At 74.0% G+C, this 25,409-nt stretch carries 19 protein-coding genes and 1 pseudogene; 7 read left to right on the forward strand and 13 right to left on the reverse strand.

Going from position 1 to position 25,409, the window contains the following annotated elements:
• Positions 1 to 6 precede the first annotated feature (6 nt).
• From wecB to OG534_RS07110, 6 genes are all read right to left on the reverse strand, one after another.
• Positions 7 to 1,149: a non-hydrolyzing UDP-N-acetylglucosamine 2-epimerase gene (gene wecB, locus OG534_RS07085; protein ID WP_326587221.1), complete on the reverse strand. Its 1,143-nt coding sequence runs from the start codon at positions 1,147 to 1,149 to the stop codon at positions 7 to 9.
• Between the two features lie 4 nt (positions 1,150 to 1,153).
• Complete coding sequence (locus tag OG534_RS07090; protein WP_326587222.1) at positions 1,154 to 2,410, reverse strand: nucleotide sugar dehydrogenase; 1,257 nt, start codon at positions 2,408 to 2,410, stop codon at positions 1,154 to 1,156.
• Complete coding sequence (locus OG534_RS07095) at positions 2,410 to 3,180, reverse strand: WecB/TagA/CpsF family glycosyltransferase (protein WP_326587223.1); 771 nt, start codon at positions 3,178 to 3,180, stop codon at positions 2,410 to 2,412. Before OG534_RS07095 ends, OG534_RS07090 begins: the two co-directional genes overlap by 1 nt.
• Entirely contained in the window at positions 3,177 to 4,346 is a 1,170-nt protein-coding gene (locus OG534_RS07100; protein ID WP_326587224.1) for a hypothetical protein, read from the reverse strand. Before OG534_RS07100 ends, OG534_RS07095 begins: the two co-directional genes overlap by 4 nt.
• A gap of 436 nt (positions 4,347 to 4,782) precedes the next feature.
• Complete coding sequence (locus tag OG534_RS07105) at positions 4,783 to 5,382, reverse strand: acyltransferase (RefSeq protein ID WP_326587225.1); 600 nt, start codon at positions 5,380 to 5,382, stop codon at positions 4,783 to 4,785.
• A gap of 209 nt (positions 5,383 to 5,591) precedes the next feature.
• The gene (locus OG534_RS07110) at positions 5,592 to 6,407 is read right to left on the reverse strand and encodes an AfsR/SARP family transcriptional regulator (RefSeq protein WP_326587226.1); all 816 of its coding nucleotides are present in this window, start codon (positions 6,405 to 6,407) and stop codon (positions 5,592 to 5,594) included.
• Positions 6,408 to 6,572: 165 nt separating this feature from the next.
• Between OG534_RS07110 and OG534_RS07115 the strand changes: the two genes are divergently transcribed.
• A complete protein-coding gene (locus OG534_RS07115) occupies positions 6,573 to 8,870 on the forward strand; it encodes an MMPL family transporter (RefSeq protein ID WP_326587227.1) in 2,298 nt (765 codons plus the stop codon).
• Between the two features lie 51 nt (positions 8,871 to 8,921).
• Positions 8,922 to 9,863 (forward strand): ion transporter, encoded by a 942-nt coding sequence (locus tag OG534_RS07120; RefSeq protein ID WP_326587228.1) that lies wholly within the window; start codon positions 8,922 to 8,924, stop codon positions 9,861 to 9,863.
• 9 nt (positions 9,864 to 9,872) lie between these two features.
• On the opposite strand, the gene OG534_RS07125 is transcribed toward OG534_RS07120, so the two are convergent.
• From OG534_RS07125 to OG534_RS07145, 5 genes are all read right to left on the reverse strand, one after another.
• Positions 9,873 to 13,544 (reverse strand): pentapeptide repeat-containing protein, encoded by a 3,672-nt coding sequence (locus OG534_RS07125; RefSeq protein WP_326587229.1) that lies wholly within the window; start codon positions 13,542 to 13,544, stop codon positions 9,873 to 9,875.
• Complete coding sequence (locus OG534_RS07130; RefSeq protein WP_326587230.1) at positions 13,541 to 14,761, reverse strand: AAA family ATPase; 1,221 nt, start codon at positions 14,759 to 14,761, stop codon at positions 13,541 to 13,543. Before OG534_RS07130 ends, OG534_RS07125 begins: the two co-directional genes overlap by 4 nt.
• A gap of 32 nt (positions 14,762 to 14,793) precedes the next feature.
• Positions 14,794 to 16,989: a VMAP-C domain-containing protein gene (locus tag OG534_RS07135; protein WP_326587231.1), complete on the reverse strand. Its 2,196-nt coding sequence runs from the start codon at positions 16,987 to 16,989 to the stop codon at positions 14,794 to 14,796.
• A 4-nt stretch (positions 16,990 to 16,993) separates the two neighbouring features.
• Positions 16,994 to 18,235 carry a hypothetical protein gene (locus OG534_RS07140; RefSeq protein ID WP_326587232.1) on the reverse strand — a complete coding sequence of 414 codons (1,242 nt, stop codon included), beginning with the start codon at positions 18,233 to 18,235 and terminating at the stop codon, positions 16,994 to 16,996.
• Positions 18,236 to 18,437: 202 nt separating this feature from the next.
• Entirely contained in the window at positions 18,438 to 18,989 is a 552-nt protein-coding gene (locus OG534_RS07145) for a proline dehydrogenase (protein ID WP_326587233.1), read from the reverse strand.
• Positions 18,990 to 19,122: 133 nt separating this feature from the next.
• Here OG534_RS07145 and OG534_RS07150 point away from each other — a divergent pair, with 133 nt between their 5' ends.
• Together OG534_RS07150 and OG534_RS07155 are read left to right on the forward strand one after the other, a co-directional pair.
• Positions 19,123 to 20,088 (forward strand): trypsin-like serine peptidase, encoded by a 966-nt coding sequence (locus OG534_RS07150; protein ID WP_326587234.1) that lies wholly within the window; start codon positions 19,123 to 19,125, stop codon positions 20,086 to 20,088.
• 176 nt (positions 20,089 to 20,264) lie between these two features.
• Positions 20,265 to 20,867, forward strand: coding sequence for a TetR/AcrR family transcriptional regulator (locus tag OG534_RS07155; protein ID WP_326587235.1), 603 nt, complete (start codon positions 20,265 to 20,267; stop codon positions 20,865 to 20,867).
• Between the two features lie 51 nt (positions 20,868 to 20,918).
• On the opposite strand, the gene OG534_RS07160 is transcribed toward OG534_RS07155, so the two are convergent.
• Positions 20,919 to 22,001: a hypothetical protein gene (locus tag OG534_RS07160; protein WP_326587236.1), complete on the reverse strand. Its 1,083-nt coding sequence runs from the start codon at positions 21,999 to 22,001 to the stop codon at positions 20,919 to 20,921.
• A 232-nt stretch (positions 22,002 to 22,233) separates the two neighbouring features.
• Positions 22,234 to 22,335, reverse strand: a pseudogene (locus OG534_RS07165) (hypothetical protein); the annotation flags it as partial.
• A gap of 362 nt (positions 22,336 to 22,697) precedes the next feature.
• Here OG534_RS07165 and OG534_RS07170 point away from each other — a divergent pair.
• The 3 genes from OG534_RS07170 to OG534_RS07180 all read left to right on the forward strand — a co-directional run bounded on the left by OG534_RS07170 (position 22,698) and on the right by OG534_RS07180 (position 25,248).
• Positions 22,698 to 23,486 carry a hypothetical protein gene (locus OG534_RS07170; protein WP_326587237.1) on the forward strand — a complete coding sequence of 263 codons (789 nt, stop codon included), beginning with the start codon at positions 22,698 to 22,700 and terminating at the stop codon, positions 23,484 to 23,486.
• Positions 23,487 to 23,568: 82 nt separating this feature from the next.
• A complete protein-coding gene (locus OG534_RS07175; protein WP_326593510.1) occupies positions 23,569 to 24,240 on the forward strand; it encodes a HEAT repeat domain-containing protein in 672 nt (223 codons plus the stop codon).
• A gap of 3 nt (positions 24,241 to 24,243) precedes the next feature.
• Complete coding sequence (locus OG534_RS07180) at positions 24,244 to 25,248, forward strand: MerR family transcriptional regulator (RefSeq protein WP_326587238.1); 1,005 nt, start codon at positions 24,244 to 24,246, stop codon at positions 25,246 to 25,248.
• The last annotated feature ends 161 nt before the right edge of the window (positions 25,249 to 25,409 follow it).

Here is a 25,409-nt window from a genome sequence, read left to right on the forward strand (position 1 = left end):
TTGCGTTTACAGCACGTGCTGCGGGTCGGTGGCCGCCGCGCGCGGGACCAGGTCGGTGGGTCGGGGCCGGGCGTGGGCGGGCGGGCCGTCCAGCAGGACCGCGGCGATGCGGTCGCTCGCCCGGCCGTCCCAGAGCCCGGGGCAGCGCGGCGCGGGCGGATGGTCGAGCACCCGGTGCACGATGTCCGTGATGCGCTCCGGATCCGTGCCCGCCAGTACGTTGGTGCCCTCCTCCACGGTGATGGGACGCTCGGTGTTGTCCCGCAGGGTCACGCAGGGCACGCCCAGGGCGGTGGTCTCCTCCTGGACGCCGCCGGAGTCGGTGAGCACCAGGCGGGCGGAGTCCTGCAGGGCGATGAAGTCGAGGTATCCGGCGGCCGGTACCAGCCGGATGCCGCCGGGCACGCCCAGTTCGGCCAGCCGCTCCGCGGCCCGCGGGTGCACGGGCAGCAGCAGCGGGCAGCGGTCGGCGATCTCGCCCAGGGCCTTCAGCAGGCCGCGCAGCGCCGCCGGGTCGTCCACGTTGGCCGGGCGGTGCAGGGTGACCAGGCCGTACCCGCCGCGGGTCAGCCCGTACCGGTCCAGGACGTCGGACCGCCTGGCCCGGTCCAGGTTGGCGAGGAGGGTGTCGATCATGACGTTGCCGACCACGTGGATCTGGTCGTCCCGGTAGCCCTCCGCCCGCAGGTTCGCGGCCGCGTCGGGCGAGGGGGCCAGCAGGAAGTCGCTGAGCCGGTCGGTGGCGACCCGGTTGACCTCCTCCGGCATGCTCCAGTCCCGGCTGCGCAGGCCCGCCTCCACGTGGGCCAGCAGCGGGCCGGCCTTCGCGGTCACCAGGGCGCAGGCGAGGGTGGAGTTGATGTCGCCGACCACCACCACCGCGTCCGGGGCCAGCTCGTCGAGCAGCGGCTCGAAGGCCGCCATCACCCGCCCGGTCTGCTGGGCGTGGCTGCCGGATCCGGCGCCCAGGTAGCGGTCGGGCGGGCGGATGCCGAGGTCGCGGAAGAACACGTCGTTCATGGACTCGTCGTAGTGCTGCCCGGTGTGGACGAGGACCACCTCGGCGCCGCGGCGCTCCAGTGCGTCCATCACCGGTTTGATCTTCATGTAGTTGGGCCGGGCTCCGGCCACGCAGATGATCCTGGTCATCGGCTCAGAGCACCTCCACCGTGGGTCCGGACACGCGGTTGCGGCAGTCGAGGACGAAGGAGGCGTGCTCGGTGACCATCCGGTAGTCGAAGGAGTCGTGGTCGGTGAGCAGGACGACCACGTCGGCGGCCGCCAGCTCCTTGCGGGTCGGCTCGACCCGTACGAGGCGGGCGTCGACCTTGATGCTCTCCACCACGTGGGGATCGGCCGCGCGGACCCTGGCCCCCATGTCGAGGAGCAGCTGCGCGATGCGTACGGCGGGGGACTCGCGCGCGTCGCCGGTGTTCTTCTTGTACGCCAGCCCGAGCAGCAGGACCCGGGAGCCGTTGACCGAGCGGCGCCTCGCGTTGAGCGCGTCGATCACGCGGCGCGTCACGTACTCGGGCATGTGGTTGTTGATGTCGTTGGCGAGTTCGACGAAGCGGAAGTTCTGGCCGAGTTCGCGCTGCACCCGCCAGTTCAGGTACGAGGGGTCGATCGGCAGGCAGTGGCCGCCGACGCCCGGGCCGGGGGTGAACTTCATGAAGCCGAAGGGCTTGCTGGACGCCGCCTCGATGGCCTGCCAGACGTCGATGTCGAGGTGGCGGGCGAACATCGCGATCTCGTTGACCAGGGCGATGTTCACGTGCCGGAAGGTGTTCTCCAGCAGTTTGGCCAGTTCGGCCTCCTTGGGCGAGCGCACCGGGACCGTGGTGTCGACGAGTTCCCCGTAGAAGGCCTCGACGGCCTTCAGGGAACGGGCGTCGACGCCGGAGACCACCTTGGGGGTCTGCTGGAAGCCCCAGACGGTGTTCCCGGGGTCGATCCGCTCGGGGCTGTAGCCGAGGTGGAAGTCCTCGCCCGCGGTGAGCCCGGAGCCGTCCTCCAGGATGGGCGCGAAGAGCTCCTCGGTGGTGCCCGGATAGGTGGTGGACTCCAGGACGACGGTCGCGCCCGGGCGCAGGAAGCGGGCCAGGGTGTGCGCCGACTCCTCGATGTAGCGCAGGTCGGGGGCACCGTCCTGTAACGGGGTGGGGACGGTGACGACGGCGACGTCGAAGCCGCCGCAGTCCCGGGCCAGTTCGCTCGGGCGGTAGGTGCCGTTCGCCAGCGCCCGGTTCAGCCGTTCGGAGGAGACGTCCTCCACGTACGACTCGCCGGCGGCGAGGCTCTTGACCCGCCGCGTGTCCACGTCGTACCCGATCACCTGGTGTCCGACCTCGGCGGCCCGGATGGCCAGCGGCAGTCCGACGTATCCCTGTCCCACGACGACGACACGCATCAGTGACTCCTGTTCGCGGAACCGGCGGACGGTGTGCGGTGGATGAGCTCCCGGACCGTCATGGCGAGGAAGGCGGCGTTGGTGGTGAGGTAGCGCTTGCCGAGGCGGCGCGGTTCCTGGAGGGTGCGGTAGAACCATTCGAGTCCCATCCGCTGCCAGATCAGTGGGGCCCGTTTGGTGATGCCGGCGAGGATGTCGAAGGAGCCGCCGACGCCGTGCACGACGTGGGCGCCGGTGCGCTTGCCGTAGCCGGCGGTGAAGATCTCCTTCTTGGGCGAGGTCATGCCGAGGAACAGCAGCTGCGCGCGGCTGTCCGCGACGGCGTCGGCGATCGCCTCCTGGTCCCCGTCGGCGAAGTAGCCGTTGCGGCTCCCGGCGACCCGCAGTTCGGGGAAGCGTTCGGAGATCTGCCGGAGCATCATCTCCAGGACCTCCTGCCGGGCGCCGAGCAGGTAGACGGGGATGTCCGCCGCCTCGGCCGCGGCGAGCAGGCGCATGAACAGGTCGATGCCGGCGACCCGCTCGGGCAGCCGGACGCCGAGGACGCGGCCCGCCCAGACCACCGCCTGGCCGTCGGCCAGGACGAGGTCGCAGCCGGCGACCGCCTCGGCGAGGCGGGGGTCGCGCCGCATGTTGACGAGCTTGGCGGCGTTGACCATCCCGATCTCGATCTGTTCGCCGCGCCGCACCGCCTCCAGGCAGCGCTGCACGGTCTCTTCCATGGTCAGGGCGTCGAGCCGGATCCCGAAGAGGGTGTGTCGTCGGGTCATCTCTGGGTCCCCCCGAGCCATGCGAAGAGGAGCCAGCCGAACTCGTACGGCCGGCACTCCCGGTCCACGGCGCCGGGGCGGAAGACCCGGTCCAGCGGTGCGAGCCGCGCGCCCGGTGCCACCCGGGTGGTGAGGCCGCGGGCGGCGCGGACGGCCTTCTTCGGATCGCCGCGGTAGACCTTGCGCCAGGTGACGCCGAAGTCCTCGCGGATCATCGGCTCCCGCGGGGTCCCGGCGGGCCCGGCGAGTTCGGGCACCTGCGTCATCCAGCGCAGCCCCCGGCGGATCGCAGGACCGAAGTCGGTGCCGCCGGCTTCGGCCAGGTCGAACAGGGCGGTCGGGGCCATCGCGTGCTGGTGCACGCTGTAGACCGGGTAGCCCTCGACCACGCCGCCCGTGCGGGCGTCGTAGTGCCACCACCACTGTCCGCCGTCCCCCTGCAGGTCGCAGATGCGGGCGGCGCAGGCGTCGGCGGCCTCCAGCGCTTCCGCATCCCCGCCGCTCGCGTGCAGCCGGGCCAGCGCCTGCAGCGGATAGGTCTGGTCGGCGAAGCAGGCCACGTGGGACCGGTATCCGGGGACCAGTCCGGGCCCGGTGGCGTGCGGGAAGAGCGGGCCGTCGCCGACCCGGGCCGCCAGCAGCCGGCTCCGGGCGGCCGCGATGCGGTCCTCCACGTCGGCCGCGGCGCGCGCGGCGACGAGGGCGGAGAGCACCCAGGCCGCCTCGACGGTGTACCGGGGCCGTCCGGGCAGGTCCAGGGCGGCCACCCGGTCGAGGGCGTCGGTCAGTTTGGGGTGGCCGGTCTCGGCGGCGGCCCAGGCGATGAGCGCCGCGTCGCCGAGGTTCGCCACCGCCGGCAGCCGCTCCACGAGCAGCCCGGTGAACTCCTGTGCGGAGCGCCCGCCGAACAGGGCACGCTGCCGGTCCTCGGGGAGGAACCGGGCGCCGAGCGCGGTGATGGCCGCGTACCGGGTGCTGGTCCCCCGCTGTTCCAGCCGGGGGGCGCCCTCGGGCGAGATGACGCCCGCCCGGGTGAACACGAAGGTCTCGGCCTCCGGCAGGTACATCGCGGGCAGCCCTGCCTCGGCCAGCGCGAGCAGCCGCTCGGCGAGGGCGTGCAACGGCAGGTCCTCGCGGGCCAGTGCTCCTAATCGCGTGGTGGTCATCGGGTCCCCACCCCGGCTCCCCGGGCGCTGCGCGCACCCCGTATGTCCGAGCAGTACGGCTCCAACACACCTACCCCCTCTGATCGCTCCTCGGGCGGACCTGGCGGCCGTCGCCCGGCGGAGGGGAACTGCGCGTGACGCACCCGTGCCCGCGGCGTCGTGAAGACGACGCCGGGGCACGAACCGTCCGAAGGCCGCCACTGGACCCCCCAGCGATGCCCCGGACCCGGGCGCGCGCGTGCTCGGCAGCGTCTCTGCGGGCGCGGTGAAACCGCGCCGCACGGCTCTGCCCGCGGTGCCCTCGTCGTACACAACCCCCCACTGAGCAAGGCCTGTTGCCTGCTCAGATCCCGTGTGCAGGGACACGGTATGCCCACGGATGTTCGTTGATTGTGGTTTTGAGGAAATGGTGGTGCCCTAAATTGCCGACATTCCGTCAGGTTCGCTCGGTGAGCGTGCCGTCCTTCTCGTCGTGCAGTGCGCCGGTACGCGGGCACTCCCAGGTGCCCGGCTCGTCCGCGCGCTCCACCAGGCGCACCCCGGCCCGGCCCACCCACCCGATCCGGCGGGCCGGGACCCCCACCACCAGCGCGAAGTCCGGCACGTCCCTGGACACCACCGCGCCGGCCGCGACCAGCGCCCAACGCCCTACGCGCACCCCGGCCACGCAGACCGAGCGGGCTCCCAGCGAGGCCCCCTCGGCCACCACGACCCCTGCGGCCTCCCAGTCGCCGTCGCGCTTGAGCCGGCCGTCGGGTTCGACCGCGCGCGGGTAGAAGTCGTTGGTGAGGACGGCCGCCGGACCGATGAACACCCCGTCGCCGAGTACGGCGGGCTCGTATACGAGGGCGTAGTTCTGCAGCTTCACGTGGTCCCCGATCCGCACGCCCGGCCCGACGTACGCACCGCGCCCCACGATGCAGCCGCGCCCGAGCCGCGCGTCCTCCCGTATCTGCGCCAGATCCCAGATCGTGGTCCCCTCGCCGAGTTCGGCGCTCTCGTCGACCTGCGAGGAGGGTTGGATACGAACGCTCACGGCGCGGGTCCCCTTACGGTTCGCGAGGCGTGCGGATGCACGGGTACGGATCTACGGATCTACGGGCGTGCTGATGTGCCGACGTACGGTCGTGCGACCGTTCGAGTGCACATGTGTGCGGCTGACGGGGCGAGCATATGCGCCGGCGGCCCGTCCCACCCGTGGATCAACCCACTGTTCATCCACCGCACTTGGAGCGCCGCCGGAACTCAGCCGTCCTGGCGCAGTACCGGCATCACCATCAGCTCCGGGTCCTGCAGCAGCAGCCGCTCCTGGAGGGTGCGCAGGGCCGGCCCCGGCTCCACGCCCAGTTCCTCGACGACCCGGCCGCGCTGGGCGGCGTAGAGCGTCAGCGCCTCGTTGCCCCGGTCCGACCGGTGCAGCGCGAGCATCAGCAACCACAGGAAGCGCTCCCGCAACGGGTACTTGTGCACCGCGTACTGCAGATAGGGCACGGCGTTGCGGTGACGTCCCAACTCCAGTTCCAGCTCGGCGCGCACCTCCATCTCCGCGAGGAAGCGCTCCTGGCGGTAGAGCCGCTCGCGCTCCAGCATGGGCCCTTCGAGCCCCTCCCCGAGCGGGCCCGTGGACATCGTGCGCGCCTCCTCCAGCAGCCGGGCCGCCTCGACGAGCTCGCCCGCGCGCACCGCGGCGAGCCCGGCCGCCGCCAGCCTTTCGTACGTGTAGAGGTCCACGTCGGCGCCCCCGACATCCAGCAGGTAGCCGCCGCCCGCCCACTCCAGCCGCACGCCCAGGCCGCGCAGCCCCGAGACCGACTTCTGGATCAGGTTCTTCGCGTACGCCGGGGACTCCTCGCCCCAGAGCGACTCGACGAGCTGCTCCACTCCGGTCTCCAGCCCCGGCCTGAGCAGCAGGACGGCCAGCAGCGCCTGCTGCTTGGGCGGCCCCGGATCCAGCACCTGCCCGGCGTGCCGCACCCGGAGCAGCCCCAGCAGTCGAAAACTCATCCCCGACGTGCCGTCGCCGCCCAGGACGCCGCGCTCGCGCAGCAGCACACCCGACATGTTCATCTCCCCCGCGCCCGAACCCTCGTACGGAGGCTAGGCATTACCGGCCGGTTCTCGCGAAAGGGAGTCCACAGGGTGGTCAGCGATCGTTCCAGCGGGTCGTGAAGGCCCCTGGGCGAGGGTGGCGCAGCACCTTCCCCCTCTCGCTCCTGGAGACGAACGATGACCGGTCCCGTCCGCCCCGTGGCACGCCCGCCCGCCCTGCAGCGGTGGGGGCGGGTGACCGCCGGCCGCTCCCGGCTCCTGGTGTGGGCCGGTCTCGCGCTGGCCGTACTCGGCCTGGTCCTGGCCGCCGGCACCATGGACCGCCTGGTCCTGAGCCGGTTCGAGAGCCCCGGCTCCGAGTCGCTGCGCACCCGGGCCGTCCTGGAGGAGGAGTTCGGGACGGGTACTCCCGGCGTGCTGCTGATGGTCACGGCCGCGCGGGGCACCGTGGACGACAGTGCGGTCGCGGCCGAGGGGCGGGCGCTGGAGCAGGAACTGGCCCGGCAGGAGGGGGTGGCCGAGGCCGCCTCGTACTGGTCGCGCGGTCACTCCCCCGCCATGCGCTCCGCCGACGGGCGCCAGGCCCTCGTCATCGCCCGGATGTCCGGCACGGTGACGGAGGCCCGCGCCAGACTGGCGGACCTCTCACCGGCCTTCACCCGGGACGGTGCCCGGGTGTCGGTGCGGGTCGGCGGCGGGGACGAGGTCTTCCGGCAGGCCGCCGAGCAGGCCCGCAAGGACTTCCTGCGGGCCGAGCTGATCGTCTTCCCGCTGGTGCTGCTCCTGCTGTTCGCCATCTACCGGCGCCTCTCGGCCGCCTTCCTCACCCTCGGCATGGGCCTGTTCTCGGTGGTCACCACCCTGGCCCTGCTGCGCGGGGTCACCTACGTCACCGACGTGTCGACCTTCGCCGCGAACCTGGCCCTGGTGATGGGCATCGGACTCGGCGTCGACTACAGCCTCTTCGTGATCAGCCGGTTCCGCGAGGAGCTGCGCGCCGGACGCCCCGTCGCCGACGCCGTCGAGCACACGGTCGCGCGGGCGGGCCGCACCGTCGCGTTCAGCGGCCTCACCGTGGTCCTGTCGCTGTCCGCCCTGCTGCTCTTCCCCTTCCCCTTCCTGCGCTCGTTCGCGTACGCCGGCATCGCCACGGTCCTCACCTCGGTCTTCGCGGCGCTGGTGGTCCTGCCCGCCGCGCTGGCCCGGCTGGGCCTGCGGGTCGCCCGCCCGTCCGCGGACGGCCGCTCCGCAGGTGCCCGCTCCGCCGGTGCCCGCTCCGGCGGCGGGTGGTGGCACGGCACGGCACTGCGCATGATGCGACGGCCGCTGCTGTACGGGATCCCGGCCCTGGCGGTACTGCTGGGACTGGCCTCGCCGGCGCTCGGGCTGACCTTCGGCGTACCCGACGACCGGGTGCTGCCCGCGGGCGTGTCCAGCAGGGTGGTGCAGCAGGAGATCCGCGACCGCTTCGCCGCGGAGGAGATGGACGCGATCCAGGTCCTGCGCCCCGGTCAGGCGGGCGGCCCGGCGAACGGGGCCGCCATCGAGGCCACGGCCCTGGACCTGTCCCGGATCGCGGGGATCCACCAGGTCGACGCCCTCACCGGCTCGTACGCGCAGGGCCGGAGGATCGCCGAACCGGGCCCCTCCGCCGCCCGGTTCTCAGGCGAGCGGGACACCTGGTACTCGGTGGTCGCCACCCACCGCGGCCTCGACCGGGACATCGACCGGGTGCTCGCCGGGATCCGTGCCGTCCCCGGAGTGCAGGTCGGCGGCTACCCCGCCGAACTGAGTGACTTCCGCGACGAGCTGACCGGCCGACTGCCCCTGGTGCTCGGGCTGATCCTGGTGACCACCTTCCTGGTCCTGTTCCTGATGACCGGCAGCGTGCTGCTCCCGGCGAAGGCGATGCTCCTCAACACCCTCAGCATGGGGGTGATGGCCGGAGTGCTCGTGTGGATCTTCCAGGAGGGCCATCTGTCCGGGGTGCTGGGCTTCACGCCGAGCGGATCGATCGAACCGAGCATCCCCATCCTGATGTTCTGCATCGCCTTCGGGCTCTCCATGGACTACGAGGTCTTCATGCTGGCGCGGATCAAAAAGGAGTACGACCGCACCGGCGACAACCTCGGCGCCGTGGCCACCGGGCTGGAGCGCGGCGGCCCGCTGATCACCTCGGCGGCGGTCGTCCTCGCCGCCTCCTTCGCCACGTACGCCTCGTCCGGGATCGTCTTCCTGAAGATGCTGGGCATCGGCATGGTCGCGGTGGTCCTGATCGACGCCACGCTGATCAGAGCGGTTCTCGTACCGGTCTCCATGCGGCTGGCCGGACGGGCCAACTGGTGGGCCCCGGCCCCGCTGCGCGCGTTCCACGCACGATTCGGGATCTCTGAGTCCGTTTCGGCGGTCAACCCGCCCGGGTCGGCGCGTTGGCGTGCGCAAAGTGGTGAAACCCGATCGGCTGTGCCGCGTTAGACGGGTGGGCCGCCGTTCGCCCGCGGTGCAGTCGAGAGTACGAGGAGCACGATGACAGACCCGAAGCCGGCCGGACGCGGACGGATGAAGCTGGCAGCCCGATGCCGGGTGGCCACGGAGGCCCCCGCCTTCGGGTTGGTCGTCTTCTGCGCGATCCTGTTCAACGCCGCACTGATGGGGGTGGAGACGTACAGCGGGCTCGCCGCGGAGCACCGGCAGGTGCTGCAGGCCGCGGAGAACTGCTGCCTCGCGCTGTTCACCCTGGAGATGCTGCTGCGCCTGGGCGCGTGCGCCGACCGGCCGAAAGCATTCTTCCGCGACCCCTGGAACCTCTTCGACCTCGTGGTCGTGGCCTGCGCCTTCGTCCCTCTCGTACGGGAGAACACCACCCTGCTGCGGCTGCTGCGGCTGGCCCGCGTGCTGCGCACCGCGCGCTTCCTGCCGCACCTGCGCATCCTGCTGATCGCCGTCGGCCGCAGCCTGCCGGGCACCGCCAGCTTCCTGTTCGTCGGTGCGCTGGTGCTGTACGTGTACGCGATGGTCGGCTGGCTCTGCTTCGCGGACTCCGACCCGCGGCACTACGGTTCCGTGGGCCGCGCCATGCTCACCCTCTTCCTGCTGACCACGCTCGACGGCCTGACCGACGCCGTGCGGGCGGGGCTGCAGATCTCCCGGTTCAGCATCATCTACTACGCCTCCTACGCGCTGCTCGCCTCGTTCGTCCTGGTCAACGTCCTCATCGGGGTCGTCCTCAACTCCCTGGACGAGGCCCGGGAGATCGAGGACGAGGCCAACCGCAACCCGAAGCAGCCCGGGTTGCCCCCCGCGGGCCCGGGCGGAGGCACGGGAACGGGAACGGGAACGGGAACGGGCTCCGACGTCCGGGAGCGGATCGCCACGGCCCGCCGGGCCCTGGACGAGATCGAGGCGAGCCTCCCGACGGCGGACGGCCGCCCGGGGCGGCAGTTGGAGGCATCGCACAGCGGGCCGTGAGGCCGCGGGTCACCCCTCCTCGGTGCCGATCAGCCGGATGTCCCACGTGCCGTCCCGGTGTCGTTGGACGGCCCAGCGCTCCGGCTGGTCGGTGAAGGGGGGCAGGGCGTTCGCGTCCGCGTCCGCGTGCACTGCGAAGCGCACGCCTTCGAACCGGGCCTCGCCCTTGAAGACGGCGTGCGCGAAGTCGGCCGGTCCGTCGAACACGGCGCCGCGGGAGACCAGTCCGCGTTCCCACGTCGCGGACGAGAAGGAGACGGATCCGGCGAAGACGGCACCGCTCAGCCTGGCCGGGCCGCCGCTGAAGAACGTGCGGGAGAAGTCCGTCGTCCCGGTTACCCGCATCCCGTCCAGGTCCACCGAGTCCTCCAGCACGGCCCGGCCGAAGGAGACCCCTTCGCGGAAGTCGGTGTCCGTGAACTCCGCCGAGCTGCGGAAAACCGTACGGCGGAACGTGGTCGCGCGGTGGAAGCTGCTCAGGTCGAAGACGGCGACGCCGTGGAAGGCCGCGCCGCGGAAGGAGGCCCGCCCGGCCATGGTGGTGCGCACGAACTCGGCCCGGCCCTCGAACACGGCCCGGGAGAAGGAGGCACGGGCCGAGAAGTCGGCGTCCACCGTGTTCCAGTCGTCCACGAAAACCGCGCGGTCGAAGTCGGCCGGGCCCAGCATCACACGCCGCGAACCCGGATCGCGGACCGCTTCGAGGACCTCCTGGAGCAGGCCGTGCTCGAAGGTCGTCCCCCGCAGGTCGACCGGTGAACCGGGCCCAAGCGTCGCGAGGTGGGCCCGTTGTTCCTCCCGCCCCAGATGGGCCAGGCACCGGTCAGGTCCGGCGATCCGGATCCCGAGGCACCCCACCGGGTCGGCCTGCGAGGCGCCGAGGCCGCAGGCGGGCCAGCCGAGGCCCGCGCCGCGGAGCTCCTCGGTCTCCGTCAGCGCCACGGCGAGTTCGGCGGGGTCGCCGGTGTAGCGCCAGCCTTCCCGTCCGGAGCCGGGCCGCGTGAACGTACGCAGCGCGCCAAGCCCCAGCTGCTCGCCGAGCTGCCGGTGCAGGGGGTCCGACAGGAGGACGAGCAGGGGGCCGGGCACGGCCTCGCCCTGCCCGGGGTACAGGGCAGTCACCGCCGCCACCCTGCGGACGCCTTCGTCCTGGAGAGCTTCCTCCCAGTCGCTCACCGCCACGGTGAGACCCATGGTCCACGGCGCCTGCGAGGCCGTGATGTCCGGTGCCCTTCGGGTCAGTTCGGCCAGGATCCGGCCGGCCGCTCCGAGAGCGCCCGGCGCGTCCACCACGACGAGCTGGAGCTCGGAGGAGATCTCGCGCACCTGCCCGGCCGCCCCGGCCCCCCGCAGGACGTCCCTCAGGACCACGCTCATCGCGGGCCCCGCCGTGTACGGGATCAGATCCCCGTCCATGCTCTCGGGCACGAGCGGAAGCCCACGGGACCGAAGACCGACCACCAGGCTCACCGCGGTGCCCGGATCCCGGGCACCGGACGCCCCGGCACCGGACGCCCCCGCGGAACCGGCCCGCGCGTGCGTCGTCATCGCCTCGCGGAAGCCCGGCTGTTCCACGAGGGCCCGGCCCGACAGGAACACCATGCGGTCCGGCCAGACCCCGTGGACGACGCCGAGCAGCTCGCCGTCGTGGGAGACCGGGCCGCCGCGGAAGTGCGTCCAGCTCTCGGGCTCGGCGGAGAGCCGGAGGAGCTCGCCGTTGCGGGCGCCGTCGTACGGGGCCACCTCGCCCGTCAGCGCGACGGCTTCCCCCCGGTCCGTACGGCCGTCGACGCGCACCCGCGCCCGCCCGGCGTCCGTCTCCGCCCAGGGCAGCGGCTGCGGCCACGCGGCCGGATCCGCCAGATCCTCGTCGGCCAGCAGCAGGAACACCCGGGGCAGCGCGTCGTCCCACCACACCGCGCGGCAGGAGACCTCCCGGTCGCCGGCCCGCACCCAGGCGACCGTGCTCGGGGCCAGCGCGGCGTCCCCGACCGTGAGGACGAGGCGGGGCGTCAGCAGGGTGCCGACCTCCTGGGGCTCGGCCATGGCGTCGTAGCGGACCCGTACGACCCGCTCCCGCAGGCCCGGGTCCTGCGGCGGCCGCGACACCGCGAACGGCAGCGCCTCCTCGGCCACCCGGCGGCGGCCCGCCGGGCCCTCCTCCCGGCCCGCGGCGACCCGGACCGCGGAGAAGTCCGGGCCGGTGCCCCGGTTGCGGGACATGAACTCCCACACCCGGCGGCGGACCAGCTCCCGTACCGCGGCCACGTCCCCGCGCAGTTGCGAGCCGAGCAGGGCGTCCCGTACGCCGGGCAGGAACTCGAACTCCGCGTGTTCGGCGTCCTGTTCGGCGCCCCAGGGTGCGAAGAGCCCGCCGAGGGCGACCTCCGCGAGGTGGCCGTGCTCCGAGTCCCGCAGCAGGGAGCGCCGGACCAGGGTCATGACCGGCAGGGTCAGCGGTACGGCGGCCAGGTGCGCGGCGAGCTGCTGGGCCGTCGGGGAGGCGCTCGCGCGGAACTGTTCCACCACCTCCAGGGCGCTGCGGCCGCCGCCCGGGGCGGGATCGTCCACGGCGCTCGCGGCCCCCGGCTCCGCGTCCAGGCGCAGGCAGGCCAGGCGCCGCCAGCGGCCGTCGCCGGAGACCACGCGCACCAGCCGGGCCAGGCTGCCCGAGGCGACGCCGACCACGGGGACGACGGACGCGGCGGCGCGGCGGCGCCCGCCGCGGGCCCGGCGGACGGCCGGGACCTGCTGCCAGGAGCGGGTGGCGGCGGCCGGGCGGTCCGCGCGGACGGCGAAGGGCACGGGCCGGACGGCGCCGCGCGTCCAGAGCCGTTCGGGCAGGACGTTCAGGACGGCCACGGCGTTGTGCGCGCACCACTGCCGGAGCACGCCCTGCACCGGGGCCTGCCGCCAGCCGCCCGCCACGGTGTCGGAGAGGACGAGGATCAGCCGGCGGCCGGCCGGGTCGGCCAGTTCGAGCGGGTTGCGGGGCGGGCCGCCCCGGCCGCGGGTGAGCATCGGGGTGGCGCCGGGTCCGGTGCCGGTCAGCTGCCAGGTGCGCACGTCGCGGAAGACCCCGCTGCGGGTCAGCACGCGGCGCAGTTCGTCCACGTGGTCCGACCAGAGCAGCATGGAGTGGTGCGTGTCGACGACCAGCGCCAGGTCCAGCCAGCGGCTCTCGGCGGGGCGCAGGACCGGGGTCGGCACCATCCGCTCGATGCTGCGTTCCACGGTGAGCTGCTCGTCGAGTTCCTCCCCCGGGCCGCCGATGGAGCGCCGGCCGACGGGGCGCAGGGAGCGCATCAGGGCGAGCGGGTCGTCGAGGGAGGCGGCCCGGGGCAGCCGCAGCGCGGAGCCCCGGCGCCCCGCGGCGGCGTCGACCGGTTTCCCGGCGGGGTCGGGCAGGGCGGCCGGGAAGAGCTGGACGGCCGGCTCGACCCCGTCCGGGCCGCCGGGCCCGGGTACGGGACCGGCCTCGGGCGACGGCGAAGGCGGGGCGGGCGGCGGCGGCTGGCGGTCCGGCGGTTCGGCGTCGGACGCCCCGGACCGGCGGGCCCCCGCCGGGTCCACCCGGGCCGCCAGCCACAGGATGTCGGCGATCTCCTCCGCCCCGACACCGGGGCGCGGTCCGCTGTCGTCGGCGCCGTCCGCGAAGGCGGCGAGCAGCCTCTCGATCACACCGTGGGCCCGGTCAGGTGCTGCATGACGGTGGCGAGGAAGCGGTCCCGGTCCGCGGGGGCCGACCAGGCACCGGCGAGGCGCAGCTGGATCGCGTTGAGGAGCTGGTCCGTGGCCAGGTCCCCGTCCTCGGCGCGGTCGAGGAAGGTCCGGACGAGTTCCTGGTACTCCTCGCCGGCCTCGATGTCGACACCGAGCCGGCGCCGCACGATGCGCGCGAGCTTCTCCGGTCCGGGCGGCTCCAGGTGGAGGCGGACGCAGCGGCGCAGGAAGGCGGGCGGGAAGTCGCGTTCGCCGTTGCTGGTGAGGACGACGATGGGGAAGTACCGGCACTGGACGCGGCCTTGGGTGATCCGCACGGCATCGTCGGGGTCGTCGTCGGTGCCGATGGCGACGGTCGGGTCCTCCTGGGCGAGGCGGGCGAGCTCGGGGATGAGGAAGCCGCCGTCCTCGAAGACGGTGAGGAGGTCGCCGGGGAGGTCGATGTCGCTCTTGTCGATCTCGTCGACGAGCAGGACGCGGGGGCGGTCCTGCGGCAGCAGGGCGGTGCCGAGCGGTCCGAGCCGCAGGTAGCGGGAGATCGACGGGGCGGCCGGGGAGGCGGGGGCGGGCGCGGGTAAGGCGGCGCCGGAGGAGACGGAAACGGAGAGGGAGGCGGCGGAGGCCGAGGCGGGGGGCGCCGAGGCGGGACCGGCGGCGGGGTCCGGGGGCGGTGGTACGGCCGCGGCCGCTCCGGCGATCCCGGCGCTCCCGGCGGCGAGGGTCGCGGGCAGCGCTCCCGGCGTGCGCAGCTGCTCCAGCCCTGCCTCCTGGAGGCGCCCGATGGCGTCGTACAGGTACAGCCCGTCCCGCAGCACGGTCCGGCTGGTGATCGGCCAGTGCAGTACGGGCCCCAGGCCGAGGTCCGAGGCGATGCTGTGCGCGAGCGTGGACTTGCCGACGCCCGGCTTCCCGGTGACGAGCAGCGGCCTGCGCAGGTACAGGGCCGTGTTGACCACGTCCTTCTCGGGCTCGTCGGGTACGTAGCCCTCGCCGCGCCGCCGGGTGCGCTCCCAGGCCGGGCCCTCGCACCCGGGCGGGGCGTACGCCGGGTCGGGCTCGCCCGTGAAGTCCCGCCAGGGCGGCGGGGATCCGGCCTCCAGGCGGGCGCGCCGGTCCGCGCCCTCACCGGTCCCGTGGTACAGCCACCAGTCCTTCACCACTGCCTCTGCCTCCATCGTCGGTGTCGCGGTCCGTCAGTGGTCGGGGGTCAGGCCAGGGACCGGAGGCCCGGCACGTCGTCGGGATCGTCCCACAACAGCACCAACTGGTCTCCCCCCGCAGTGGGTTGGTGGGGGCGCATGGCTCCCGCGGCCGCTCCGGCGGCCGCCCGGCGCACCTCCCGCAGGCGCGCGGGCAGGGCGAGTACGTCGAGTGCGCCGGGGCCGGCGGCGTGGCCGGTGGCAGGGGCGGTGCCGGGGCGGTCGTGGTCCGGTCCGGCAGGGGCGTCCGGTCCGGCGGATCCCGCCCGGCCGCCCGGCCCTGCGGGTCCGGCCGGTCCTGCGGGTCCTGCCGGTCCCGTCTGCGCGGCCGGTGCGAGCAGGTCGAGGAGCGCGGGCGCCGGTGCGCCGCCCCCGCGCCGCCAGACCGCCACCGGCACGCCGCCTTCGAGTACGGCTTCCAGCAGCCCGGCGTGCGGCGCGGCCGTGGTCTGCGCCAGGACGCAGGCGGGCGCCGGTCCCCCGGCCAGCTCCATCCCGAGCGCGTCCGTGACCTCCGCGTCCTCCACCACCCGCACGGCGTCGGGGTGCCGGCCGCCCTGGGCGCACAGCCAGCGCCAGCTCGTGTGCCACTCGGCCCGGGTGTCCGCCCGCTCCTGCGGGCAGCGCACCACCACCTGGTAGAGCAGGCCGAGGGCGCGGCGGCGGCCGGCCGGGCCGCGCGGCACAGGCCACTGGTCGAAGTCGGCGTCCAGCAGCTCGTACGGCACGTGGAACTCGACGCGGTCCACCGTCCCGTACGACTGCCGCACCCCGTCGGCCGCCCCGGCATCGCCCCCCGAAGCCCCGCCGACGAGGGCGAGTTGCCGTACGAGCTCCTCCCGTACGGCGTCCAGCCGGACCGGTTCGCCCTCCGACTCCCATATGTGCTCGGCCCGTTCACCCCGCAGCCACATCCGGGCGAGGTACCCGGGCCCGCCGCCCGGCGGGGTCTCCAGCCGCACGTGCACGACCGTCGTGCGCGGCGGGGGCGGGGGCGGGGGCAGCACGGGCAGGGCCAGGCGCTCACGGGTGGCGCGTACCCAGTCCCGCAGCCGGGCCGCCCACTGCGCGTCGCCCGCCGTCGCGCTCCGGTCCGCGAGGAACCGTACGAAGGGCACGGCCAGCGGCATCCCGCCGCGCCCGCCCTGGCGCTCGTCCAGGTCCTGGGCCACCTCCAGGAGGCCGTCGCCCGGCAGGCCGGCGCGCACCGGGGTCGTACAGCCGGCCGCCTTGAACGCCCACGCGTAGGCCTCGTAGGCGCACGCGGGCAGGTCGCGGCCTTCGAACAGGTCGCCGAGCCCGTCCCAGGCCTGCTGGTCCAGCCGTCCCGCCCGGGGCAGTGCGGCCCCGGGCAGGTCGTCGTCGAGGAAGGAGCAGGCGTCCCAGTCCCGGTCGACGAGGAACTGCGGCAGCTGCCAGCCCTCGCCGCGCTCGCGCAGTTCCCGGAAGGTGCGGTGGATGCTGCGGGCGGCGACGGGCAGCCCGCTGACGCTCTCCCGTACGGAACGGCCTCCGAGTTCGCCGATCAGGGCCTCGGTGAACCGGCCGGCGCCGCGCTCGGCGTCGTTCTGCGCGGCCTCGCCCTCGCGGGAGGCGTAGAGCCGGAACTGCCGCCGGCCGGGCACCGAACTGCCGCCGCCGTAGTCGTTGTTGCCGAAGTTCCAGCGGGTGTCGCGGGGTGCGTCGACCCGGCAGGAGTCCACGAGTGCGGCCTGGAGCGGGAAGCGGCGCTGTTTGACCAGGTCGGTCCGCCACCAGCGCAGCGCCGAGTCGAGGTTCAGGTGGCGGATCTGGCTGGGGCGGGCGTCGGCGCAAGGCAGCATCAGCTCCTGGCGGGGTCCGAGGTAGCCGTGCCCGGCCCAGAAGATCCACAGCAGGTCGCCGTCGCACTGCGGGAGTTCGTCGAGCAGCGCCGACTTCACGTTCTCCTCGGTCGCCGGCCGGTACGCCGTGCGCAGGTCGGCCATGGCCGGGGAGTCCGACCAGTCGAGTGCGTCCGGTTCGTCGAGCGGGGACAGCAGCAGCCGGACGTTGCCGGGCGGCACCTCCGCGGGCCCGGTCAGCCACCGGGCGAAGCGCAGGGCGTCGCGGGCCGGGCCGCGCAGGTTCCAGCGGTGGCTGATGTCGTAGCGCTCGACCCCGGCGACGAGCGCGAAGGTGCGCCGCGGCCCGAGGGCCGGGGGCAGGAAGTCGGCGGGAGTCACGCAGTCACCCGATCTCCGCCTCGGTCACCGCCTGTTCGATCCGCTCGTAGAGGGAGTCCTGTTTCCAGTAGGCGCTGTGGCAGGCCGGGAAGGGCTGCCGGCTGCCGACCTCGTGGTCGGTCACGCGCGGGTCGCCGGGGAAGACGGGCCCGGCGAGGTAGGCGAGCACGTCCTGGCGGTCGTAGACGTTGAGCCAGCGCGGGAAGCCGTACGGGAGCTTCGCGCCCGGTTCGAGCGCGGTCAGCGCGCCGAGCTCGTAGAGGAACGGGGCCTGGGAGCCCACGGTGACCAGCAGGCGCGCCCCGGGGACGGCCTCACCGCGGGCCGCGGCGAGGGCGAGGAGGTCGACCAGGGCGATCCCGCCGAGGCTGTGGCCGATGAGTACGGTCGGGCCCGGTCCGGCGGCGATCCGGGCGTGCAGGAAGTCGCGCAGTTCGTGGCCGCGGGCCTGGTAGCGCAGGATGTCGCCGAGTGCGGGAGTGGCGCCGACGGTGAGGGAGCCGCGCCAGGCGTTGAGCAGCGGCTGGGTGGTGACGCGCAGGGCGAGGCGGCCCAGGACGGCGGCCGCGCGGGCTCCGGGCACCCGGGCGTCACCGCCGAGGCGGGTGGTGAGCAGTTCGACGAGGCGGTCGCGTTCGGCGCCGGTGCAGTCGGCCTCGGCCCCGGCGGCGGCGAGCGCGGCGGCGGTCACGGACCGGGCCAGCGCGGTGGCCAGCTCCCGGGCCTGCGGCTCCTCGGCGGCGCGGTCCCCGGCCCGGGCCGCCTCGGCGGAGCGGGCGGTGGACTCCAGGGCGTCGGCGAAGTCGGCGGCGAGGCCGGTGCCGTGCAGCAGGGCGCCGAGCTCGTCCCCGGTGGGCGGCGGCGCGGGCGGTAAGGAGGTCAGCAGCGCGAGGACCCGGGCCCCGGCGGGCTGTACGCCGGGCATCGCGAAGCCGTCGTCGTGCGCGTCCCCGCCCTCCCAGCCGGCCTCGGCCAGGACCCGCAGCTCGCACAGCGGGTCGGCGAGGAGCAGCGCCCATTCGGCCGTCTCCGCGTCCACGGGGTCGGGCGCGGCCTCCGGCCGGGGCCGCAGTCCCGGCACGGACCGGCCGCCCGCGCCGAGGGTCGCCCCGAACCGGTCGCCCCAGTAGCAGGAGTCGACGGCCGCGTCGGGGAACCGGGCCGTCAGCCGCTCCCGGACCAGCGCGAACAGTCTGTCGTGCCGCTCGCGCCGCACTCCCGTGCCGTGGACAAAGAGAAATCGCATCGCTGCCCCGCCCCCCTCGTGCAGTCGACCCCGCCCGGGCACGATAGCGCCGCGCGGGTAACAGAGGGTACAGAAAGACGAGTTCAGGGCCGAGGGTGCCTCGGGGCGTCCCTGGCACGGACGGCGGATCCCGGACCACCGAGGACGAGGACCGGCGGCCGGCCGGGACCCTCCTCACGGGCCCGGCGGGCACGTCGGCAGGTCAGCCGCCCGGGACGGCGCGGGGGCGCCGTCGGGCTCCGGCGCCGTCGAGGACCTCCTGGCCCGCGTGGCGGAACCGGCCCACGGCGTCCCACAGGGCGGCGGAGCGCTCGGCGGCGAGGGCCGAGTCCTCCGAGTGGAGCGAGGAGTCGCCCTCCCGGGCGCGCGCGACCATGGTGCGCATCACCGCGGAGAGCGCGGCCGACGCCTCGGAGACACCGGACACGGCCTCGGCCACGGATGCGGGTCCTTCCAGGAGGACGACCTCAGCGGAGCGGTGGACCTGGCGGGCCAGCCTCACGAACTCCCGGACGCGCTCCTCGACGGCGTGCGGGGGTTCGGCATCCGGTCCGAGGGCGCGCAGGACCTCGTCCAGGGCGACGTCGCGGTCGTGCAGTGCGGTGAGGTACTGGGTGTAGGCCTCCCGGCGGACCTGCCGACGCCATTGCCCGTGCTGCGAACGCGCTTGCACACGTCCGCTCACCAACGCCGCGCCCAACGAGGCGGCTGAGCCGATGGCGGCGCCGACCAGCGCCGCAAGTCCCGAATCCATGGGGCCAGTTTGGCGTGACCCGACCAAGTCCGCCGCCGCACTGTGAGAACGGACACGTCCCGTCTTCGGAACCCCGGACGTCGGTCCCCCATCGAACGGAGAGTCGGAAGGTGTTCGGGGTCGGGAGTTGTGCATGTCCAGCAAGGTTCACGGGCGCGAGCGGGGGCGGACCGCCGTACGGGGATCCGTGCTCGTGGGCCTCCTGTGCGTCCTGCTCCTCGTCGGACTAGGCTACGTCGTCCGGGAGTTGCGCGGCATCGCCGCCAACCGCGCGGCCGGGGATCCGGCGACGGGCGTCTACCAGCAGGACCCCGAGCGTGCCGACCGGACGGCGTCCGCCGTGCTGGACGGGATCGTCCGGGAGGACCCGGAGCCGCCGAGGGACGGCAAGGCCTTCGCCGACGGCGGCGCGCGGATGGACTGGCGGTCCGCCGGGTGGCAGCCCTCGGACCCCCTGGAGGCGCGTCCCACCCCCGCCGAGCCCGCGATCGGCGCGCTCTTCTCCCCCGGCACCGACGGCGACCCCGACCACCACTGCTCGGGCGTCGTGGTCCACTCCCCCGGCGGCGACCTCATCGTCACCGCGGCCCACTGCGTGTACGGCGGCGGCTTCCGCACCAACCTCGCCTTCGCCCCCGGCTACCGGGACGGCGTGGCACCGTACGGCATCTGGGTGCCGACCCGGATCGACGTGGACCCGCGCTGGACCGAGGACCAGGACCCCGACCACGACATCGCCTTCATCCGGCTGCGCCGTCCCGGCTACCCGGGCCAGCGGCTGGAGGACGTCACCGGGTCCCAGACCATCGCCTTCCGGCCCGAACTCCCCGCACCCGCCCGGCTCGTGGGCTATCCGAACGCCTCCGAGCAGCCGCTGGAGTGCCACAACACCGCCGTCGCCGAGGGGCCGACGCAGCTGCGGCTGGACTGCGCGGACGTGCCCAACGGCACCAGCGGCGGTCCGGTGCTGACCGACGGCCGCACGCTGATCGGGGTGATCGGCGGCCGCGACGGGGGCGGCGACGAGGAGACCTCGTACAGCAGCTACTTCGGCGACGACGCCCGCGCCCTGTACGAACGCACCACGACGTCCCCCTGAACCCCTGAACGGCCCTCCTCCCCTCCCCTCCCCTCCCCTCCCCTCCCCTCCCCTCCCCAGGGAGGACATGTCCAGAAAGGTCCTGCGGTTACACGGCGTTGCTAGGCTCGGAGCGGGCAGATTTCGGGTGTCCGCGGCCCGGACCCCCTCACGACGCACACCGACGGGACCGCAGCATGTCTCCTAAGCAACAACGCGGCGAGGCCACTGTCGACCTCCTCCTGACCACCGCGCTGCGGGTGTTCGCCGAGTCCGGTCAGCAGGGATTCACGGTGACCGCGGTCGTCTCGGCCAGCGGGGTCAGCCTCGGCAGCCTCTACCACCACTTCGGCAGCTTCGACGGCCTGGCCGCCGCGCTCTACATCCGGTGCATGGACATGCTGTGCGACGACATGGTCGCCGCCCTCACCCGCTGCCGTACCGCCCGCACCGGTGTGCGCTCGTGGGTGACCGCCTACCTGACCTTCACTCAGGAACACCGCGACGTCGCGCTGTTCCTGCACGCCTCCGCCTACTCCGGCTACCTCGTGGCCCACGCCGAGGAGATCGGCGCGGCCAAGGCGGAGAAGTTCGCGGCCATCATGGACTGGCTGGGGGTGCGCATGGAGCGCGGCGAGATCGCCCTCCTCCCGGCCCCCGTCATCGAGGTCCTGGTGATGGGCCCCCTCGCCGAGGCCGCCCGCCGCTGGCTGTCCAGCACCTACGAGATCGACCTCTCCGAGGCGGCCCGCTACCTCCCCGACCACATCTGGCGCTCCCTGCGCCCCGAACCGGCCTGACCCCGCCGCCCTGGTGCCTGGTGTCCCGCCTCCCTGGTGCCCCGGTGCCCCCTAACCCTGCGGGGTCCGGAGCTGCGGCGGGCTGTGGTGGGGCGGGTAGGCGGTGGCCGTCGGGGCCGTCGGCAGGCGCCACTTGGACAGGACCCGGACCACTGTGGACGGGCCGAGCAGGGCGTTCGGCGAGGTGGACAGCGACAGCACCCCGAAGAACCGGCGGGAGATCGCCGGGTCGGTGTTGGCGCCCACCATCACCCGTGACATGTAGCGCTGCAGGAACCGGGTGGCCCGGTCCGGCGGCGGGCCGTCCGTCTCCGCGTACCGCATGTCCTCGCTGGTGGCGATCTGCCAGGCCACCTCCGCGGTGGCCACCGTCCTGCGCTGGATGCGGCGGGCAGCCGCGGGGACGTTCCGCGGCTCCAGGTCGCGGATCTCCTTGCGCAGGGCGTCCGCCGCCAGCGCCGCCACCGTCATCCCGTGCCCGTACACCGGGTTGAACCGGCAGGCCGCGTCGCCGAGCACCACGAAGCCCGCGGGCCAGCGGTCCATGCGCTCGTAGTGGCGCCATTCGTTCGCGGTGGAGCGGAAGCCGGTGGCGGAGGTGAGGGGCGTCGCCTCGCGGAGGGCGTCGTAGAGCGCGGGGCTGCGCAGACTGCGGGCGAAGTCGAGGAAGTCCTCGTCCTTGGTGGGTGGGGCGTGCTCGCCGTTGCCGATGAGCGTCACCAGCCACCGGCCGCCGTCCTGGGGTACGAGCACCGCCCCGCGCGGGACGTCCGGGCGGCCCTGCACGTACATGCCCTGCCAGCGGCGCGCCGGATCGGGCGGAATCTCGTAGTGGCGGCTGGAGTATCCGAGACCGGAGTCGTATCGGGTGACCGCCGGCGCCCGATGGCCGAGGGCCGCGAGCCAGGCCGGGGCCTTGGAGGTCCGGCCCGTCGCGTCGATCACGAACCGCGCGGCCAGCGGGTCACCGTCGCGGAACTCCACGCCGGTCACCGAGCGGCCGTCCGGCCCGCCGACGAGTCCCGTGGCCGGGCTGCCGGAGCGGAGCCGGATCCGCTCGTGCCGCAGGACCTCCCGGCGTACGGTCCAGTCGAGCAGCTCCCGGCTCGCCAGCAGCACCTTCTCGCCCGGCACCTGGTGGAACCAGTCGGCGGGGCTCAGCCAGAGGAAGTCCCCGGGGGTGTCCCAGCAGCAGGGCCCCGCCGGCCAGCAGCCGGTCCGTGACCCCGGGCAGCAGTTCCTCGATCAGCGCCACGCCCCGCGACCACAGCACGTGCACGTGCCGGGACTGCGGGAGCCCCGGGCGGAAGGCGGGGGCGTCCCCGGGCAGTTCGTCCCGTTCGACGAGGGTCACGCGCGCGAACCGGTCGGCGAGCACCCGCGCCGCCAACAGCCCGGCCACGCCCGCCCCGAGGACCACCGCGTGGTCGTGGGCTTCTGGGTGGTTGTCCTGATCGTCGTCACTCATGCCGCCGAGTCTCCAGCGCAGGGGGGCGCCCGGGTCAGGCCCGAGCCGGGGCGCCCGGAGGCGACCCGGGGGCGGACGGACTCATACCAGGGGCGCCCGCGCACATCCGGACCCTCGGCCGCCCCGTGGGCACCACACCACCCCGCACACATTCCACGCCACACCACCCCCGGCCGATCGACTCCCGACGCCCGACGCCCGACGCCCGAGGCCCGAGGCCCGAGGCCCGAGGCCCGACCAGGTGCCGGACACGCGCCCCGGGCGATCACGCACGGCGGCGGCCGCGTCCCACACGGCGGGGCCGTGCCGCTGCTGTGACCGATCCCGGCGTTCGCTCCGGCGGCGGGTGGGATCCTGAACGGATGAACGAGACATCCGCTGCTCGGGCGACCGCCCGGTGGCCGCTGGCCGCGGCCGGGGAAACCGATTGGCTGCGCGAGCTGGCCGACGACGACGGGCTCACCGGCTTCATGCCGCCGGCACTGCCCGACGCCGCCTGGGTGCTCCACTCCATGTACGAACACGAACTCGGGCCGACCGGCATGTCGTACACCGCGTACGAACGGGCCGTGCTGAATGGCGGCGGGCCCGAGATCATCCCGGGCCTCGACCCCGCGGACGTGTTCGGGGGCACGCCGGGCGAGCCCCGCGGCCCCCGTTGGCGCCGGCTGCGCTGGGCGGAACTCTCGCGGCGGACCGGTGATCCCGTGGCGCCCGAGGGGCGGCTGCCCTGCTACCGCTCCTTCCCCTCGCTCCGGGAGCCGAGCGGCTGGCCGGTCGGCATCACGGGGCCGTCCGAGGGCCGTCTGGACCGGACCGACTGGAACCGCCTGGTCGACATCCTCGCCGAGCACAGCCCGCAGGGTGCGGAGTCCCGCTGCCTGGCCTACTACAACCCGCTGGTGCAGAGGGCCGAGGACTTCGGCAACCTGCACGTCCGGGCCGGCGCGCTCGCGGACGCCAAGGCGTTGTACGACCACCCCGAGGAGGACGGGTGGACCCCGTCCAACCTCTGGGCCCAGGACCGCTCCTGGGTCATCTGCACGGACCACGACCTCTGGGCCACCAAGGTCGCGGGCCCTGCCCCGCTCGTCGAGGCCCTCCTCAACGACACGGACATCGAGGCGCTACGACTCCCCTGGGCCCCTTGATCCCGACCGGTCGCGCAGCGGGGGCCTGTTTGACCTTGACACGGTGACAGGGTTTTCACTGCTGGCCCAGGAGGTGGTCTCGATGACGGTCGAGAGACAGGACACGGATGCGGTACCAGCGCTCCAGGGGCTGGAAGACGGTAGGTCGTCCGTGCGGCTGCGGGCTGCTCTGGCGGTCGGCACGGCGCCTGACCCGCGCTTCGTCGACAAGCTCGTCGAGCGGTGCGCGATCGAGCCCGAGTTCTTCGTCCGGGACAGCCTGACCTGGGCGCTCACCCGGCACCCGGTGTCCGTGACGCTCCCCGCGCTGATCCGCGAAGTCCGCTCGGAGTGTGCGCAGGCGCGGAGCCAGGCGCTGCACACGCTGTCCAAGATCGGGGACCGGCAGGCGTGGCCGGCGATCACTCGGGCGCTGTTGTCCGACGCCGACGACGAGGTGGCGCGCAGCGCCTGGCGGACCGCGGTCGTGCTCGTACCGGAAGGCGAGGAGTCCGCGTTGGCCGCGGTGCTGGCGACGCAGCTCGGGCGCGGTGAGCGGGAGACGCAGCTGAGTCTCAGCCGGGCCCTGGTCGCGCTGGGGGAAGTGATCGTGCCGGCGCTGCGTGCTGCGACCACGGCCCCTGATCCGGGCGTGCGAGCGCACGCGCTCGCCACAGAACGGCTGCTGCGCGAGCCGGACGCCGGATTCGAGTTCGCGATCGAGGAGGCCAAGCGCGTCGTGGCCCTCGGCGGGTCCGGCCGAGAGGGACGATAGGACGTGTTGATCGGTGAGGTGGCACGACGGTCCGGCGTCAGTGCCCGCATGCTCCGGCACTACGAGTCGCTCGGCCTGGTGCGGCCTTCGGGTCGTACGGGCTCCGGCTATCGGGAGTACTCCAAGGAGGACATCCGGCGGATCTTCCACATCGAGAGCCTGCGGTCGCTGGGGCTGTCGCTGCGCGAGATCGGGCGCGCGCTCGACGATCCCGGCTTCACGCCCTCGGCGCTCGTCGGCGACCTCGTCCGTCAGACGCGCGAACGCATCGCGGCCGAGACGGAACTGCTCACACGGCTCCGCCGGATCGATGCCGCGGAGCCCTCGGGCTGGGAGGACGTCCTCCACGTCGTCGCGCTCCTCCAGGCACTGGGGTCGCAGAGCGCCGACGCGCGCCAGCGCGCGGCCCTTTCCTCGGTCGGCGAGGTTCCGGTACCGGTGGAGGCCTTGGTCGAGGCGGCGCTGAGCGAGACGGAGCCGAACGTCGCCGGAGCCCTTCGGTGGGCGCTGGCCCGATCGGGCGACGGCGTCCCCGCACTGCTGGCGGACGGCCTCGGCTCACCGGTTGCCGCGGTGCGGAAACGTGCCGTTCGATCCCTCGCCGCGATGCCCGGCGGCGAGGCCACCGCGCAGCTGCGGCAGGCCCTCGCCCACCCCGACCCGGTGGTCCGCGGGTACGCGGCTCTGGCGCTCGGGACGCGTGGAGTGGCCGATGCGGTCCCGACGCTCGTCGACATGATCGTGGAAGGAAGGAACGACGTCGATGCAGCCGATGCCCTGAGCGTGCTGGCGAGCGACACCGCGACCGCGGATCGGATCGCGACGAGGCTCGTCGACCGCCTCGCCCACCCCACCGCCGAAGCCCCTGCACGCGGACGGCTGACCCAAGCCCTGGCGGCCGTCCCCGGGCCGACGGCGTCACGCGCCCTCGCGGAGCTGTCGCATGACGACGACCGTGCCGTGTCCCTGACTGCGGCGTACCTACTCCGGCTACGCGACGCACGGTGACAGCTCCCCCCTGGAATGCCGCGCACCTGCCCGCGCCTGGGAGCACCTGTTTCAGATCCGCACCCTGGCTGCCTACGATCCGTCCGTACAAGGCGAATTCGTCTACCCCGAACCCTTCGGCAGCATCTGACCTGATGCGGTGGCGAGGTGGGTCCGGCCTG

The organism is Streptomyces sp. NBC_01294, assembly GCF_035917235.1.
GTDB classification, from domain to species: Bacteria; Actinomycetota; Actinomycetes; order Streptomycetales; family Streptomycetaceae; genus Streptomyces; species Streptomyces caledonius.